This window comes from Spirosoma spitsbergense DSM 19989 (genome assembly GCF_000374085.1).
Classification (GTDB): Bacteria; Bacteroidota; Bacteroidia; order Cytophagales; family Spirosomataceae; genus Spirosoma; species Spirosoma spitsbergense.
Map to the genome: position 1 here is coordinate 73,186 of NZ_KB893389.1, position 14,903 is coordinate 88,088.

General features: G+C 50.2%; 15 protein-coding genes. 7 read left to right on the top strand and 8 right to left on the bottom strand.

From position 1 onward, the window contains the following. Positions 1–12 precede the first annotated feature (12 nt). Complete coding sequence (locus B157_RS0102080; protein ID WP_020601726.1) at positions 13–2,409, bottom strand: alpha-L-rhamnosidase-related protein; 2,397 nt, start codon at positions 2,407–2,409, stop codon at positions 13–15. Positions 2,410–2,577: 168 nt separating this feature from the next. Here B157_RS0102080 and B157_RS0102085 point away from each other — a divergent pair, with 168 nt between their 5' ends. The 5 genes from B157_RS0102085 to B157_RS0102105 all read left to right on the top strand — a co-directional run bounded on the left by B157_RS0102085 (position 2,578) and on the right by B157_RS0102105 (position 7,296). After that, positions 2,578–4,128, top strand: coding sequence for a membrane dipeptidase (locus tag B157_RS0102085; RefSeq protein ID WP_020601727.1), 1,551 nt, complete (start codon positions 2,578–2,580; stop codon positions 4,126–4,128). A 108-nt stretch (positions 4,129–4,236) separates the two neighbouring features. Further along, the gene (locus B157_RS0102090) at positions 4,237–5,721 is read left to right on the top strand and encodes a xylulokinase (RefSeq protein WP_020601728.1); all 1,485 of its coding nucleotides are present in this window, start codon (positions 4,237–4,239) and stop codon (positions 5,719–5,721) included. A 41-nt stretch (positions 5,722–5,762) separates the two neighbouring features. Beyond that, positions 5,763–6,008, top strand: a complete 246-nt coding sequence (locus B157_RS0102095; RefSeq protein ID WP_026308420.1) for a DUF433 domain-containing protein — start codon at positions 5,763–5,765, stop codon at positions 6,006–6,008. Between the two features lie 3 nt (positions 6,009–6,011). After that, positions 6,012–6,380, top strand: coding sequence for a DUF5615 family PIN-like protein (locus tag B157_RS40365; protein ID WP_169521645.1), 369 nt, complete (start codon positions 6,012–6,014; stop codon positions 6,378–6,380). A 157-nt stretch (positions 6,381–6,537) separates the two neighbouring features. After that, positions 6,538–7,296: a hypothetical protein gene (locus tag B157_RS0102105; protein ID WP_020601731.1), complete on the top strand. Its 759-nt coding sequence runs from the start codon at positions 6,538–6,540 to the stop codon at positions 7,294–7,296. Positions 7,297–7,316: 20 nt separating this feature from the next. Here B157_RS0102105 and B157_RS0102110 read toward each other — a convergent pair whose 3' ends face one another. Next, positions 7,317–8,135, bottom strand: coding sequence for an enoyl-CoA hydratase-related protein (locus B157_RS0102110; protein WP_026308421.1), 819 nt, complete (start codon positions 8,133–8,135; stop codon positions 7,317–7,319). Positions 8,136–8,239: 104 nt separating this feature from the next. Here B157_RS0102110 and B157_RS0102115 point away from each other — a divergent pair, with 104 nt between their 5' ends. Next, a complete protein-coding gene (locus tag B157_RS0102115) occupies positions 8,240–9,370 on the top strand; it encodes a T9SS type A sorting domain-containing protein (protein WP_020601733.1) in 1,131 nt (376 codons plus the stop codon). Here B157_RS0102115 and B157_RS0102120 read toward each other — a convergent pair whose 3' ends face one another. Genes B157_RS0102120 through accD form a run of 4 tightly spaced genes read right to left on the bottom strand, consistent with a single transcriptional unit; the run spans position 9,371 to position 11,645 of the window. Next, positions 9,371–10,348, bottom strand: coding sequence for a radical SAM protein (locus tag B157_RS0102120; RefSeq protein ID WP_020601734.1), 978 nt, complete (start codon positions 10,346–10,348; stop codon positions 9,371–9,373). Positions 10,349–10,351: 3 nt separating this feature from the next. Further along, positions 10,352–10,576: a type II toxin-antitoxin system HicA family toxin gene (locus B157_RS0102125; protein ID WP_020601735.1), complete on the bottom strand. Its 225-nt coding sequence runs from the start codon at positions 10,574–10,576 to the stop codon at positions 10,352–10,354. Then, positions 10,573–10,794 carry a type II toxin-antitoxin system HicB family antitoxin gene (locus B157_RS0102130; protein WP_020601736.1) on the bottom strand — a complete coding sequence of 74 codons (222 nt, stop codon included), beginning with the start codon at positions 10,792–10,794 and terminating at the stop codon, positions 10,573–10,575. Before B157_RS0102130 ends, B157_RS0102125 begins: the two co-directional genes overlap by 4 nt. A gap of 8 nt (positions 10,795–10,802) precedes the next feature. Next, positions 10,803–11,645, bottom strand: a complete 843-nt coding sequence (gene accD, locus B157_RS0102135; RefSeq protein WP_020601737.1) for an acetyl-CoA carboxylase, carboxyltransferase subunit beta — start codon at positions 11,643–11,645, stop codon at positions 10,803–10,805. 194 nt (positions 11,646–11,839) lie between these two features. Here accD and B157_RS0102140 point away from each other — a divergent pair, with 194 nt between their 5' ends. Then, positions 11,840–12,286 carry a hypothetical protein gene (locus B157_RS0102140; protein ID WP_026308422.1) on the top strand — a complete coding sequence of 149 codons (447 nt, stop codon included), beginning with the start codon at positions 11,840–11,842 and terminating at the stop codon, positions 12,284–12,286. Positions 12,287–12,344: 58 nt separating this feature from the next. On the opposite strand, the gene B157_RS0102145 is transcribed toward B157_RS0102140, so the two are convergent. Both B157_RS0102145 and B157_RS0102150 read right to left on the bottom strand, forming a co-directional pair. Beyond that, positions 12,345–14,072: a S41 family peptidase gene (locus B157_RS0102145; RefSeq protein WP_020601739.1), complete on the bottom strand. Its 1,728-nt coding sequence runs from the start codon at positions 14,070–14,072 to the stop codon at positions 12,345–12,347. 326 nt (positions 14,073–14,398) lie between these two features. Beyond that, positions 14,399–14,812: an Ohr family peroxiredoxin gene (locus B157_RS0102150; RefSeq protein ID WP_020601740.1), complete on the bottom strand. Its 414-nt coding sequence runs from the start codon at positions 14,810–14,812 to the stop codon at positions 14,399–14,401. Positions 14,813–14,903 lie beyond the last annotated feature (91 nt).

A 14,903-nucleotide genomic window follows, 5' to 3' on the forward strand; every position in this document is an offset into this window, starting at 1 on the left:
ACGATATCTTCCTTACAAACTCACCGTCTGCAGACCACCTTTTAGCACCACCGTTTTGCCCTTCCAGTGTAATGTACCCGCGAGTTTTTCGGGCAGCGTTACGTTGCCCGTCAGGCCTCCCGTCGCGGTTTTCTGGAACTGCACGGCAATTTCACCCAATGGATGCGGCATTTTTCCTTCCACCGTGGTCAAATCACCGAGCGATGGTTCAATGTTGACGGAAGTAAAACCGGGTTCGGCGGGGCGAATGCCGCAGGTAATGGACAGTAATTCGTACAGGGGCGACGCACTCCAGGCGTGGCAATCCGAGCGGGTCGGTTCGGGCTGTTCGGCGAAGGTAGTCAGGCCCAGGGCCAGCATGTCGCGCCAGGGTTTTAACTGCGGGATAAACAGATCGCCAAGGCCCGTTTTTTTGAGGGCTTCAAAGAGGTAAAATTTAAAGTAAAACGTAGCCTGTGTTAACGACGTATCCGTCATCGTTTTCTGCAACAAAGCCCCTTGCTTCGCAACGGGTACAGCATCGGTCAGAACGGCCAGAATATTGGCGTGCTGGCTGAACGAGTCCTTTTCCGGTGTATCGGCAAACAGACCGCGTCCGGCATCCCAGCACTGTTCATACACCGCTTTATTCAGTTGGCGGCCCAGGGCGCGGTAATGCTCGGCGCGTTCATTTTGTCCATAATGCGCCAGTAAATCACCCGCCCGGAAGTAGGTGTACGCCTGTTGCAGCGTCAGTACACTTGACCCACCCGTACGCGCCCCGTTGGGTACGCCCCCGGCAATTTCCTGTTTCGCATTTTTCCAGTCGGCCCAATCCACAAAATTCCACCATTCCAGCGGCCCGTTCAGGCCGGTTTTGGCAATGCGCTGCTCGTGCCAGTCCAGTACGTCCAGCATACCGGGTAGCATGGATTTTATAAACGCATCGTCCTGCCGGTGCATCCAGTAGTCGTGAAGCATACACACCCAGAACAGGGAAAACGTTGGGATCACCTGAAAATCGGCTGATGGATAGCGGCTTTGCGTTAGCCCATCGTTGAATCGGCTATGCTCATAATCCTGGATGGCTTTACGCATCAGTCGGTCATCACCCGCCACGTAAAGTGAAATCAGCGCCTGAATCCGCGTATCGCCGGTGTATTGCAGTTGTTCATAATAAGGACAGTCGTAGTAAGTTTCACCTGCACAGAGCTGGGCGGTTCGCCAGCCCACGTTCCAGATGGGGGTAAGTGTACTGTCACTAGCCGAAAAACGCGCTTTTTCTCCAAACGGGTACCCCGTAAACTTTCCCACCAAATCATTCAGTACCAGCGTGTCATTCTTCGTTTCTACCGTTAATTGCATATACCGGTAGGTGCGAAACCAGAGCGGACGAAAAATGCGCCTACCCCGCCCCGCCGAGTCACTACCATCGGCAATAAACTGGTCTTCAAAGCCGCGCATCGTACGCCCCTCCACCTCATTCCGGTTGCCCTTCTGACCTTTAACGTCAACTAGTGCTTCGGCATACGATAAGGTTATAACGGCATCCTTCCCCCGACTGACGGTCAGTTCGGGATAGGCATTCGTCAATACACCATTATCAAGCAGAAAAACGGCTTTGGTATTCTCGGGTACTTTGACAGGCGCTTTCCCCTGCAAAAAGTCATTATTCATTGTGCTGTTCTCCACCCGCCGAACGGCTGCCAATCGGGTCGTGCGTTCGGCCATCATAGGAATGGTACGCGGCACCAGTGCCCAGTTTCCGTCAGTACCCAGGCCGCGCGGTTTGGTGGGGAAGCCAAAAACCTTGGCTGCTACCCAGGGTTTATCATCAAATTCTGGCTGTTCCCAGCCCCAGGGGTATTTAGCGGCATCGACCCGGTCGCCGTCCCCCATCACAATGTAGGTGCGGAGTTTCGGGATATCGTTTTTAATGGGCGAATAGGCCGGATTCTGGTACACTTTCCAGGTGGCATCGGTGTTGACTATTTTCTCTGTTTCACCATCTCCCTGCAACAAAAAACCAAGCTGATAACTCATCTGGGCAAAAGGGGCGCCCTCGCCCATGTACCACACCTGTGCCGCCAGCACATTCCGGCCGGCCTTCAGAAAAGGCGTGAGGTCAAGGGTTTCATAATTCCAGTTTTGCGTATCGCTCCGGGCGGGACCCAGTGCTACGGCTTTTCCATTCACAAACAGCCGGTAGCGATTATCGGCTGATACATGTACCACAAAACGGGTGGGTTTCTGCGGCAGGTCGATGGCTTTGCGGAAGTGAAAAATGCCGTACTGCCGGGCAGGAGCTGTAGGATGCACCAGCCAGCGGGCAGGCCAGTACTGGTTGGTCCAGTTGGAAGGAGTCTGCGCATCCAGTTGCGTTTGAGCAATAAAAAGAAGGGCAAAGAGCAGGTAACAAATACGGATCATACAAGGAAAAAGAGAGTATTATTGCAAGGTAACCGGTTCCGCCTGATTCTGTAAGTAAAGGGATAGGAAAAAGGAAAAGGGTGCCGTAAAAAGGGTATTTCCCCCATGTCCTTTTCCTGACGAACGCGTTAATTTTGAACACTTTAAATAAACCACCTTCCTGTTATCATGCCCTTCTCCGACCTACATCTGCACCCTGCCCTCAAAACGCAGTTTGGCAGTTCTACCAATCCAGTAGGGCTGTGCGAATTACTGATGCCCTCAGCCATCCCACCACTCCCGCGCCTTTGTTCCGACTTCGGACTTATCCTGTCTTCCCAATCTAATTTGAGTCAGTTAGTAGCCAACGATGTCCGCTTGGTTTGTGCCGCTCTATACGCACCGGAGTCTGCTATTACGCAGGCCCGTTTGTTGCGTTCCGTTCGCGTTCCCCGATTTCTGAATATCGACCGGCTCGACGAACTGGCTGGCCCTGCTTACGCTCCTTTTCAGACAATTCTTGCCGAGCTACGAACGATGCTCAACCCCTGTGCCGGTTCAGGTTTAAGCCTGCGCTCATTACGCCAGCGCAGCGACTTTTCAGATACAGCCGGTGTCGTTAATGCCGTCTTCACCGTAGAGGGATGTCATTCGCTGGTTGATTCGCTGGCGGACTTCGACCACCCTGATACGCTGGCGCAGATCATGATTCGTAACCTGGATGCGCTCGCTGAACGAGCTACCATCTTTTCGATTAATCTGACCCACTTTCAGAATTTCGGTTTCTGCGGGCAGGCGTTCGGTATTCAATTTATCGAAGACAACCGGTTTTTCCCAACAGGCAATGGCCTATCACCCGCAGCCTGGACCCTTATCCGGCATTGCCAGGAAAAAAGAGTTTTGATCGACATCAAGCACATGAGTGTGAAAGCCCGGCACGATTTTCAGACGCAGATGGCTACAGAAGGGTACCCGTTCCCCATTATCTGTACGCATGCTGGTTTCACCGGTATTCCTGTTAGTGAGTACCATACCTACGTGAGCCGCTCTGTTTCGATACGCGTGAGGGGAGACAGCCGACAGGCAGAAGTGGCCAAGCCCAAAAAATACCTTGGCGGAAGCAGTCAAACAGCCTTCAATGCAACCAGTATTAACCTTTTTGACGACGATCTGGTGCATATACTGAAATCGGGAGGGGTGGTTGGTATTTCTATGGACAGCCGGATTCTTGGCTATAACCCCCGCAATATAACGGACGATGCGGCCGATGCTTTTGTGCGGGATATTGATGTGCTTTCATCAGCCGAAATAGCCATTTTTGGGGATTTAAGCCGGAATGGACGGGGCCAACGGGAAAACCCCTTCAATGCGCTCCAGAATCAGGATACGGCCGATGATGATCTGCGGCCCGGGCCGAACAATCAGTTTACGCATTTTCAGTACTTTGCCAACCATATCATTCACCTGATGAATGTAGCGCAGCAACACCATCTGGACCCTATAGCAGCCCTCGGGCAGGTGTGTCTGGGATCTGATTTCGATGGACTGATCAACCCGGTGACCTGCACTTTAACCGTTGAGGACTATCAGCGTCTGCGTCAGCAGTTTATTGATTTTTTCCCCAATCTTTTACGGCAAGCAACCATCGGTATTACCCTTTCAGGTGAACAGACCGCGGGCATTGCAGATGGCATTTTTTATACGAATGCCCGTCGTTTTATTCTGAACCGCCTGTCGTAAAAGACAGGACTGGTTCTTTTTGCCCACAAGCACCAAAAAGTATGAGACTTGAGTAAGTTGGGCATCTTGTTGTACTTTAGCAACAGATTTTTCTAACTCCTCAACCGCATGTATTTTATTGGATTTGATCTCGGCAGTTCGTCTGTCAAAGCCTGTTTACTGGAAGCTGATAGTGGTCATGTCGTCGCGTCGGCCTTCTTTCCCGAAACGGAAATGCCCATCGAATCCCCTCAGCCGGGCTTTGCCGAGCAACAGCCGTCAGCCTGGTGGAAAAATGCCTGCCGGGCCAGTAAAGCCGTTATGCAGCAGGCTAACGTCCAGCCCCACGATGTAAAAGCCATCGGCATCTCCTACCAGATGCACGGACTGGTTATTGTCGATAAAGATTTTAATGTGCTTCGCCCGTCCATTATCTGGTGCGACAGTCGGGCTGTTCCCTATGGCAACCGGGCTTTCGACAAACTGGGGCATGAACATACGCTCCACCACCTGCTCAACTCGCCGGGCAATTTCACGGCTGCCAAACTGGCCTGGGTAAAAGATAACGAGCCTGACGTGTACGCACAGGCAACGCATTTCATGCTCCCGGGTGATTACCTCGCAGCCTGTATGACGGGGGAGATTGTCACGACCGCATCGGGTCTATCAGAAGGAGCTTTCTGGGATTTTCAGGAAAATCAGCCTGCACATTTCCTGCTGGATTACTTTGGCTTCGACCCCACCCTGATACCTACCATCAAACCCACGTTTGCCCCACAGGGCGAAATTACCGCGTCGGCAGCCGCAGAATTAGGCCTTGCCGTCGGTACTCCCGTTACCTACCGCGCGGGCGATCAACCCAATAATGCCTGGTCGCTGAATGTGCTGGAACCGGGTCAGATTGCCGCCACGGCCGGCACATCAGGGGTAGTGTATGGCGTGAGCGACCAGGCCAAATACGATCCACAATCACGGGTAAACACATTCCTGCACGTCAGCAATACTGCTCAGGCCCCACGCTACGGCGTTTTGCTGTGCGTGAATGGCACCGGCATTCTCAATAGCTGGTTACGAAATCAGGTACTGCAACGGTCCATTAGCTATTCCGACATGAACAAACTGGCCCACGAAGCCCCCATTGGAGCCGATGGACTACTCTGTTTACCCTTCGGCAACGGTGCCGAACGGATGCTGGAAAACGCCGATTCCGGTGCGTCTTTTCAGGGCCTTCAACTAACGCGCCACGGCCTGCCCCACCTGATTCGGGCCGCGCAGGAAGGCATTGTGTTTGCCCTCTATTACGGCATTCAAATCATGGAAAGCGTTGGCGTTGGGCTGCAAACGATTCGGGCAGGGGAGGCTAATATGTTTCAGAGTCCGCTCTTTCGCGATACGCTGGCTAACCTTACTGGTGCCACCATCGAACTCTACAATACCGACGGTGCCCAGGGGGCTGCCCGCGGTGCGGGATTGGGACTGGGCCACTACAAAAACGCGCAGGAAGCGTTCACCGGCCTGCACGTCACCAAAACCATCGAGCCTGACATGCGGGCACAGGAAGCCTACCGGGATGCGTATGGGAAGTGGCTGGAAGCACTGCAGAGTGCAGACTAGTGTTATTTCATTTATCCGTAAATTTGTAAAAATGGCTCGACATGAAATACGTACATCCAAGACATCCCCGTATTACAATTGATCCAGACGTGTGTACGGGTAAGCCCTGCATACGCGGTATGCGTTTTCCGGTAACTTCACTATTAGCCTACCTGAGTAGTGGCATGACCTACGAAACCATGCTCAGTGAGTTCCCTTTTCTGGAGCGTGACGATATTCTGGAAGCGTTATCATTTTCTTCGGAGATGATGCACGAAAGCTTTTTCCCGCTCCAAGAGGCCGCCTAACCCATGCAATTTCTGCTTGATGTTAATATATCGCCGTCACTTGGAGCCAGGTTAGCCTCACTTGGCCATTCTTATCGATGGTTACCTCTCTGCATGGACCCCAGCACCAGTGATTTACTGATTATACAGGAAGCCATTGACAGCAACGAACTTATTTTGACCCACGATACAGACTTTGGGACATTGCTCTCTTTTTTCGGCTCGTCGAAACCATCAGTTATTCTCTTTCGGATAGATAAGGTCAATGCAGAGATATTTTTCAATCTACTGACTGTCAATTGGCTAATCCTCGGAACTCCCCTAACTGAAGGCGCCCTGATTATTATTGAGGCAAATAAACTTCGCATTCGTAAACTACCAATCAGGCGATAGAAACCTATCTAGTCCAAATCTCCACATAACAAAAACCAGCTACCCGAATAACTGTAGTAGCCTACCGGGAGGCCTATGGAATGTGGCTGAAAAAATTAAGTAACCATTGATACACCAATGAGGGTATTAATGTACATTTACCAGAAATCAACACGCTATGAAATTCGCTTTCTCTCTCCTTTTTTCACTAACGCTATTAGCCGGTTGCACCCCCAATATTCAGGTAGTTACGTTGCGCGGGTCCAATGTTCAGCCTGTTGAGGAGGGGCTGGTACTCGATAACGACACTTTAACGTTACGGTACAATTTTGCCAGCGAACGGGGTCGGATGCACCTGTCCATTGTCAATAAACTTAATCAGCCACTGTACATCGACTGGAAGCGGTCGTCGTTTATCATTGGTCAGGATAAGATAGATTACTGGCGCGATGTGTCCGATGTACAGTTGTCTGGTTCATCCTCGTCCTACGCAACCCTCTATAATCGCTACACCGTTGGCTATATGAGTGGGCAAATATCGAGAGATGATGCGGTTGGGTTTATTCCTCCCCAGACGAAACTCGAAAAACAACAATTCGTCATCGTACCCAACGGCTCACTCAAGTTGCCCGGTACGTTTACGATTGAGCAGGAAAAAGCGAATTGGGTTGACCGGAAAAAACCGGTCGATGTTAAAATGTATACCTACGATAACGACAAATCACCCCTGACGTTCCGTAATTACCTGACCCTTTCGACGGATAAAGATTTTAAAACGGAATTCCACATCGACACCAAGTTCTGGGCATCGGACGTGAAAGTGCTTCCCCGGGACCAGGTGTTAACGATGCAGCGAAGTAGTCAGGAATACCAGTACGCGTTACCGGTTCCGTTCAAGAAGGCGGATAGCTTTTATGTAACCTTACCCATGCAGTAGTTCGGTATAGCAGCTGATAGCTACGGCTTACCCCACTGCGGCTTACGCTTTTCCAGAAAAGCCGCCATGCCTTCTCTGGCATCGGATGTTTGCTGAAGTTGCTGAAACTCATCCTGTAAAAAAGTCTGTCGTTGCTCTGGTAACAGACTTTTTAGTTGCTGGACGGCGCGCAGGCCAAATTGCATCGCCGTAGGCGAAAACTGCTTCAGTTCATCGGCTAGTTGCATAATAGCGGTATCCAGTTCATCAGTCGGTACAGCACTGGTAACCAGTCCAACGGCCATGGCATCAACGGCGGTTAGTGTTTTGGCGCGAAGGCAGAGATCGAGGGCGGTGCGGGCGGTCATGATGTCCAGCAACACATCCAGCACCTGAAACGGAAATAATCCGCGCTTTACTTCGGGCAAACTAAATGTGGCCGACTCAGCCGCAACGACGTACGTACTGCCCCCCACCAGCAAAAACCCACCGGCATATACCGAACCCTGTACCCTGGCTATACAGGGTTTATACAGGCCAGCCATCAACTCGCCCAGCCGAATAGGGCCGGATGGTTCTGGAACCGAAAACTTCTCCGAATCCCCCGACGAAAGGCTTTTTAAATCCATACCGGCGCAAAAAGTATCGCCCGTAGCAGCCAGCACCACCATCCATATATTGGCGGTATAGTTCGCATGGGCCAGCGCAAAAGCCAATTCGGCCAGCAGGGGCGGATTGAGTGCATTCTTTTTTTCAGGCCGGTTCAGCGTGATGGTCAATACATGATCGTCGAGGGATGTCAATAGATAACGGAAACCGTCAACGGGTAACTGACCTGTTTGAGAAGCGGTGTAAACCATAGCAGAAAGGTAAGGAAATACCATTTACGAAACTTTTAGCGGGGGGTATATGACTAGTTAACCATTTGCAGTTATAGGATAAATACAACGTTTCCCGCTCACTCATGAAAACGGTTCTACTTCTCTTTCTGGTATTTCTCAGCGTAGAGGCTGTACAGGCAACTCACTTGATTGGCGGTTATATTCAGGCAACGCCTATCTCAGGCTCATCACTCACCTATCGAATCTCAGCCGTACTTTATCTGGATGAGGTTACTGGAAAAACAGCCGCCAATCAAATGGATGCCATACAAATCTGTTTGGGTGATGGTGCTACAGTCACTGCCTATCGGGCGAGTCGGATAGGCAATAATACGCAAATGGCCAGTATCGACAGCTACACACTAATCCATACGTACACCGGGCCAGGTACGTATACGCTGACAACGTCTATCACTAACCGGTCGTCAGTCAATAAAACAATACCCCAAGCAAACGACCTGCCATTGACGTTAAGTACCACATTCACTTCTAACACCCCGACGGTTAACCAAACGCCAACAGCCGGTTATCCTGCCACTGGTTTTCGCATTGGCGTTAACAGTAAAGCAGTACTGTTATTGAAAGTGACCGATGTTGAAGGCGACAGTTTAACCTATGGCTTGGCAAAACCACTAACCACACTGAGCAGTAGCCAGTCCTGTACGGGGCAGGCTGTTTCCTCCTATCAGTATCCTAATGATGCCACTCGCCGGGGCACGTTCAAACTCAACAGCCGTACCGGGGAGTTGGTTTGGGATGCGCCCGTCGAAGTGGGCTTGTACAGTGTTGCCCTTATCATAAACGAGTATCGGAATAGTGTTCTGATTAGCCAGACAACGCAGGAGATTACGCTGTTTGTCGACGACCTGCCCGGTACACCCGGCGTTACTCCACCCTACGAGCCAGCCATTCAGGGCCTGGCCGGTGGACTTTTAACCGCAACGGCCTCTTATTCAGATACCGACTTCCAATTGACAACCTTCCCCAGCCCGGTCGATGACCGATTACAGGTCGTTGTCCAGACCAGTGACCTTACCTCACCAACGGTTGAAATGACCGATATAAACGGACGGATTATGCACAAACTGGTGTTCAACCGGGCAGCAAGGCAGCATGAGCAGGTCATTGGTATGGGTAGCCTGACACCGGGAATTTACATTCTGCGGGTTAGTCTTGGCGAGCGATCTATTTCTCGGAAGATTATGAAACGCTAATTAAAACAACTGTTTCCAGGTACCTTTTACCCAGTTATACCGGAGCGTACTGGGTAATGCCTGCCAGAAGTATTTACTGGTTTCAACAGCAAAGGATGGCTGCATGTAGCAGTTGATAGCGCATCCCTCGCAGGCAGGTAAGCGCCCCTCCAGGGCTACCAATTTCTGCACTTCGGCCGACTTGTACAGTTCGTACAGGTTATTGGCTATCGTGAAATCCTTCAGGCCCAGGTGATAGCACGGAAGCACCAGTTTATTCTCGGGAGAAATGACGATGGTGGTGCTACCCGCCCGGCAAACAGGCTTTTCGATATGATTACCCCCATCCCGCCGGAGTTGAATGAATCCTTCGTTCAGGTAAACCATTTTCTGCTTACCCCAGGCAGATAACTGTTGTAAAGCATCTTCCGAGAGGCTTCCCCCCGTTTCAACGGTGTTGTAGTCGAATACCGGATTCAGGATGAGAACGAGGTCGTTGGGGCGGCATATTTCCTCGTACATCTGACCGATTTGATGCACGTTATGGGTAAAGACGGTGAACAAAATATCCGGCCGTTCGCCCAGTTTTCGGGCTATGGCAATCGACTCCATCACCTTATCGAAGCACTTGACCCCGCGCGACTGATCATGCTCGGCACCTACCGGCGAGTCGAGCGAGAAGTGCAGCATATCCACCAGACCACGCAGTCGTTCGGCCAGTTTCGGGTACAGCAGCGCGTTGGTGGTGAGGGTGGTAATAAAGCCCAGTTGTTTGGCTTCGCGGAGCAGTTCGGGCAATTGCCGATGCAGCAACGGTTCGCCCCCGGTAAAATCAATAACCCGAACGCCTAATTTTTTGAGATCCCGCAGGTTCTGCCGGGCATTGTCGAGGGTGACGTAAGGTGAAGGGCGCTCCCAGATATCGCAGAAACTACACGTCGCATTGCAGCGATAGGTCAGATAGTAATTGCACAGAACCGGATGGGAGACAAGGCGCATGGGTCACAGATTTTCCAGGTCCTCAATAGAAAGATCAGTATCTTTCATTATTTGCTTCAACAAGCCAATACCCAACTCCTTTTTACCGTGAATAGGCACCGTGGTCCGCAAACCCTCTTCATAAATATAAATAGCGTGGCTGCCGCTTTGGCGGGAAAATGTAAATCCTTTTTGTTCCAGAATTTTAATGAGTTGCCGGGCGTTTACCTTTGGGTGTTTTCGGCTCATGCGGCAACAATCAACCGTTCAGAAAACAACTCTTCGTAGATAGGTTCATGCCTAGCCTGTCTGTCTTCTACATGAAGCTGTATTACATCCCGAAGATAGGTTAGCGCTTCTTCAACTGTTTCACCTTCAGCATAACACCCCTGTAAAGCCGGACAAATAGCCAGGTAGTTGCCTTCTTCATCCTGCTGTACTATAGCGGTGAACTGGTAGTTTCTCATGGTGAAGATTACAAAAGCATTTTGAACAAACTAACCACCTTGTCTTTCAAATCTTTCCGGTCAACGATAAAGTCCAGAAAGCCATGATCGAGCACGAATTCGGCACTCTGAAAATCTTTGGGCAGGTCTTTCCCGATGGTTTCCCGGATAACGCGCGGCCCGGCAAATCCAATCAGTGCTTCAGGTTCGGCAATATTAAAATCACCGAGCATGGCATACGAAGCCGTTACCCCCCCGGTAGTTGGGTCGGTCAGTAGCGATATATAGGGCAGTTTAGCTTTATCCAGCAGGGCCAGTTTGGCCGACGTTTTGGCCATCTGCATCAGCGAAAAACCCGCTTCCATCATACGCGCCCCACCCGACCGGGAGACCATCAGAAAAGGCGTTCTGTGCTGAATAGCGTAATCGATGGCACGGGCTATTTTCTCGCCTACTACGGACCCCATCGAACCACCAATAAAATTAAAATCCATAACGGCTACCGTCACAGTCAGCCCGTACATCGGCCCGTGGGCAGTGCGCACCGCATCGTTCAGGCCTGTTTTTTCAATAGTTGCTTTTACCCGAGCCGGATACGGTTTTGTATCAGTAAACTTCAGCGGGTCGGCCGAAGTCATATTGGCATCCAGTTCGGTGAATGTATCTTCATCGAATAGAAGGGAAAAATAGGCTTCAGAACCAATCCGTTCGTGGTAATTGCAATGAACACAGGTATAGGCATTGAGCTTATGTTCCCGGGTTTGCATTGCTTTTTTGCAGTTCGGACACTGATACCACAACCCATCAGGAGCTTCGCGCTTCATTTCGGTTGGGGTCTGAATACCTTTATCTTTTCGGACGAACCAGGACATTTTCAGTAATTAATTAGCAAGAAAGGACCGTAAAGGTACGAAGAAATCAAGTCCAACAAGTACAAAAGCAGTTGTCACCCCTTCGTCGGAAAACCCTTCCAGCGTAAAACGTGGCCTGAATGCCCTAAAACCAGTTAGTCAGTTTCCGATTGCTTCGGTTTTTTTATGGCTGATAAAGTTGTTGCTTTGCCCCCATGAAACATCTCTTAGCTGTCTTGTTAGTAGGCTTCACTCTGTCGGCATCTGGTCAGGCGTCGGTAGCCTATTACCCGTGGAGTGATTTGGTTACGGTCAGTTCCAATGCCGACCGGGCTTTCTGGGTTGATGCCCGCGTGCAGACCAATACCCTGTTTGGTTCATTGAGTACCACTATCTGCCCGATGGTTAACGTGGCCCGCCGGGCGCAGGTAAATTACTATACCGGTTTAGGGATTCGTTTCAACGCGTTGAATGTAATCGATAACCGTGATGTGCTGGAAGGATACTCCCTGCACGTGGGTGTCCGAATCATGCCCCTCACGTTCATGCCTAACCTCCGTGTGGCATTTGAACTGGCTCCCTATTCGCGCAAGGATTTCAAGACGGGCAACCTGCAATCGTTCCTGGGACTGGCGTATCAGTTTAGTAAAAGGGGTAGATAAAGGAGAAAAGGCAGGGAATATAAAGTTATTCCCTGCCTTTTCTCCAGCTTCCTTTTTTTTACTTCTGATTATATGTCATTGCGCCGTGCTCCAGCTTATCGGCCCGGTCAAACAGTTGAAGGGCTTTCTGGTAGGTGTCGTCGGTTTGGCTGATGACCCGGAAAAACTCGTTGTTTTGGCCAGATTTATTATCCTTCTGATAAACAGCCCGTGCTACCAGTGCCTTAATCTGGTTTCGAATGTAATTCTTCGAGCGATTATATTCTTTCTCGTTGAATTTGATTCCTTCAGCCGTCGCGTCTTTTACCAGCCGGTTCATCTGCTCATCAGTAATGGTAACGGTACGGTTGAACTCGGCAAAAGGCATCTTTTCAAGCTTCTGCTTATTATCGTTCGTGTACTCCATCGCGAATTCACGGATAATGCTCTTCCCGTAAAGCTGCACCAGATAGGCAGTCTGCCAGGTTGAATCACGCGGGATAAAGTAATCCGGCGTGATACCGCCACCGCCGTATACGATCCGGCCACCGTCGGTTTTGAATTTTAGCTTCGGATCGTTCTTGATAGAATCAGCAATATAGTACTCCCCCCGTTTCGAGCGCAATTCAAGGTCTTTCTCGTAGTCACCTTCATGCCCCGGTATGTACGGCTTCTGGATGCTTCGGCCGCTAGGCGTATAATAGCGCGAGATGGTGAGCCTCAACTCCGACCCATCAGAGAGTGTTACCGGCATCTGCACCAGTCCTTTACCAAACGACCGCCGACCCGCAATCAGGGCGCGATCATGGTCCTGCAACGCGCCCGATACTATTTCGGAAGCCGACGCGCTACCCTCATCAACCAGCACAACCAGTGCCCCTTCTTCAAACTGACCGGCAATGTGCGCGTAGGTTTTACGGTCGTAGCGGTTGTCTTTCCCATCCGTATATACCAGTAGTTTATTACCCGAAATAAACTCATCGGCAATGTTAGTAGCCCGGTCCATATAACCACCGGGGTTATTACGAAGGTCCATCATCAACTGCGTCATCCCCTTGGCTTTAAGGGAAGCCAGTGCCGTCTTGAATTCGTCGTAGGTTGTTTCGGAGAACCGGTTTATCTTGATATAGCCCGTTTTATTGTCGATCATATAAGCCGCATCAATCGAGTACGTCGGAATACGGTCGCGGGTGACGGTAAAATCCTTGGGCTTCGGATCACCCTTCCGCAAAATAGTCAGTTTAACATCGGTCCCCCGTTTACCGCGAAGGGCTTTAAAAACGGCACTATTTTCAATTTTACCGTTTCCCAGTGGTTTATTATCCACCTCAATAATCTTATCGCCACTCCGAATCCCAACCGCTTCGGAGGGACCACCCGCCAGGGGCGTTACCACGTAAACCGTATCTTTATAGATATTGAATTCAACCCCAATTCCGTCAAATCCGCCTTCTAGTTGCGACCGGGCGGCAACGGCATCCTGCGGGTTCATGTAGGCAGTATGCGGATCGAGTTTTTCGAGCATTTTCTCGATTGAATAATCCACCAGTTCATCGGTATTGACCGAATCGACGTAGTTATTTTCAATCAGTTGCAAAACCTCCCGGTACTTGGTATACCCGCGTCCGATCCCATTCATACTTTTGGTAGCACCAAAAAATGTAGCACCAATGAGCATTCCTCCCGCCAGTGTAATACCCAGCAACATGGGTAGCCTAACCGTTGCTTTATCATTCTGAATGCCCGATTTCGACGATGAGAATTCGCGCCCTCTCAATTCATTTTCAGCGTTATTTTCCTTCTCCATTTGTTCGTGTCTTCTATAATCACTTAACGTTCTTAAGGTAGCGAAATGTTTACCGGAAACGTTATTTGATGTTAAAAAAAGCTGAATCCATGAGTTATTCCAAATAATAACCGGCCTGCTTCAATACGTCTTATACAATAAGCGGTTTAGTGCCGGATTGCCTAAAAATATGTAGGCAGGTACCATAATGTCAATCAGCGCATCTGAACTAACCAGACTGCCTGGCTAGCAGGGGCAGTTATTTTTTCAATACAACCCGATTTTAACAGAAACGCCACTCCCGGTCTGAATCAGGAATGGCGTTTCTGCTGACTGAACTGACCAGCCTACACCATCACCTCAATTTTCATATCCATATTTCCCTTTACTGCTTTGGAGTAAGGGCAAACCGCATGGGCTGTTTCGGCTAGTTGCTGGAGTTCTTCATGGTCCATACCCGGTGCTTTCACCGTGATTTTGCCGGATAAAGACATGTTGTTCCCGTCTTTATTGAGGGAGATACTCACCTCCACAGCGTGCTCAGGGAGAATAACCTTTCTGCGTTCAGCAACAGCCATCAGCGCCCCGTTATAGCACGAACTATAGGCAGCGGCAAACAACATTTCCGGATTGGGCTTTCCTCCTTCGCCGTGCATTTCGATCGGGCGTTTCACATCCAGTTCCAGAATACCATCGAGCGATTTCACGTCGCCATCGCGGCCACCGACATTACTGACGATGGCAGTATACAGGGTCTCCATTTTTCTTTACAGTTCGTGTTTATCGTATCAGCAACTACTGCTTTTACAGCTAGTAAACCCGTCATCTATCGAAAAGTTATCGCTTTTAAGG